This window comes from Nocardioides jensenii JCM 1364 = NBRC 14755 (genome assembly GCF_001552535.1).
GTDB classification, from domain to species: Bacteria; Actinomycetota; Actinomycetes; order Propionibacteriales; family Nocardioidaceae; genus Nocardioides; species Nocardioides jensenii.
The window spans coordinates 1-1,269 of sequence record NZ_BCRJ01000176.1; the positions used below are offsets into that span (position 1 = coordinate 1).

1 protein-coding gene is annotated in these 1,269 nt (G+C 67.8%); it reads right to left on the reverse strand.

All coding sequences use genetic code 11. The features are described from left to right. Positions 1-87: 87 nt before the first annotated feature. Positions 88-1,269 (reverse strand): LCP family protein (locus NJ4_RS24825; RefSeq protein ID WP_067442123.1); only part of this gene is annotated, 1,182 nt, incomplete at its 5' end.

Sequence of the window (1,269 nt, forward strand, 5' to 3'; positions counted from 1 at the left end):
GCCCTGTGAAACTGACCGATCCGCATGAAACTTCCTGTTGATCGGGCAGTTTCACAGGGGAGCCTGTGATTTTGACCGGCCCGCCGATCACTTCACCTGGTTGCTCGGCGGCAGCTCGCTGACCTCGTGCTTGGCGTACCAGGACTCGAACTGGTCCTGCTCGATCGCGTCGAACATCTTTCGGGCCAGCGGCAGGCGGACCTTGACCACACTGGCGTCGCCGACCATCGCGCTGCCGGAGTTGGGGATGGTCAGGAAGCGCAACGCGTTGCTGCGCAGGTGCCGTCCGGCCAGGGCCAGGTCGCGGAACTCGGCGTTGGTCAGGCCGTCGTCGACCATCAGCAGGCCGGCGAGGGTGTTGGCCAGCCGGGTGACCTTGATCGGGTTGAGGAGTACGCCGCGCGAGGTCAGCTTGTCGAGCACGGTGCGCAGGAAGTTCTGTTGCCGATGGATCCGCCCGAAGTCGCCGTCGGGCAGGCTGTAGCGGGTGCGCACGTAGTGCAGCGCCTCGTCGCCCTCGAGGTGATGGAACCCTCGCTCCCAGTCGACTGAGTTCGACCGCGGATCGGTCAGCGTCTCGGGGACGAACACGTTGACCCCGCCGATCGCCGCGGTGACGTCCTTGAACCCGTCGAAGTCGATGATCACCAGGTGGTCGAGCCGGATGCCGAGGTTCTGCTCCACGGTCTTCGCGGCCAGCTCCGGGCCGCCCCACGAGAACGCGGCGTTGATCTTGGACTTCCCGTGGCCGGGGATGTCGACGTAGGAGTCGCGGGGGACCGAGACCAGCTGGGCGGCCTTCTTGTCCGCCTCCAGGTGCAGCACCATCATCGTGTCGCTGCGGGCGATCCCGGGCTTCCAGGTGCCGGACTCGAGCATGTCGTAGACGCTCTCGCCCACGTCGCGGGAGCCGTCCAGGTCGTCGACACCCATCAGCAGGAAGTCGACGCCCTCGCCCTGCGGCGGTCGCCCCTCACCGAGGTCGACGTCGAAACGGCGTACGTCGTCGACCTTGTTGTTGAGGTAGAACAGCCAGCCGATCAGGATCGCCAGCAGCACCAGCGCGACCAACAGCAGGACGGTCAGCGACTTGTGACGCTTGAACCACCCGCGCTTGCGACGCCGGCGCACCAGGCCGGCGTGAGGATCGTCGTCGACGACGCCGGTCGTGGGGTCGCCTGCCGCGGGCGCACCGGCTGAGGGCTCACCGGTCGCGGGGTCGCCTGCCGCGGGCTCACCGGCCGCGGGCTCGCTGACATCGCCGGGCCG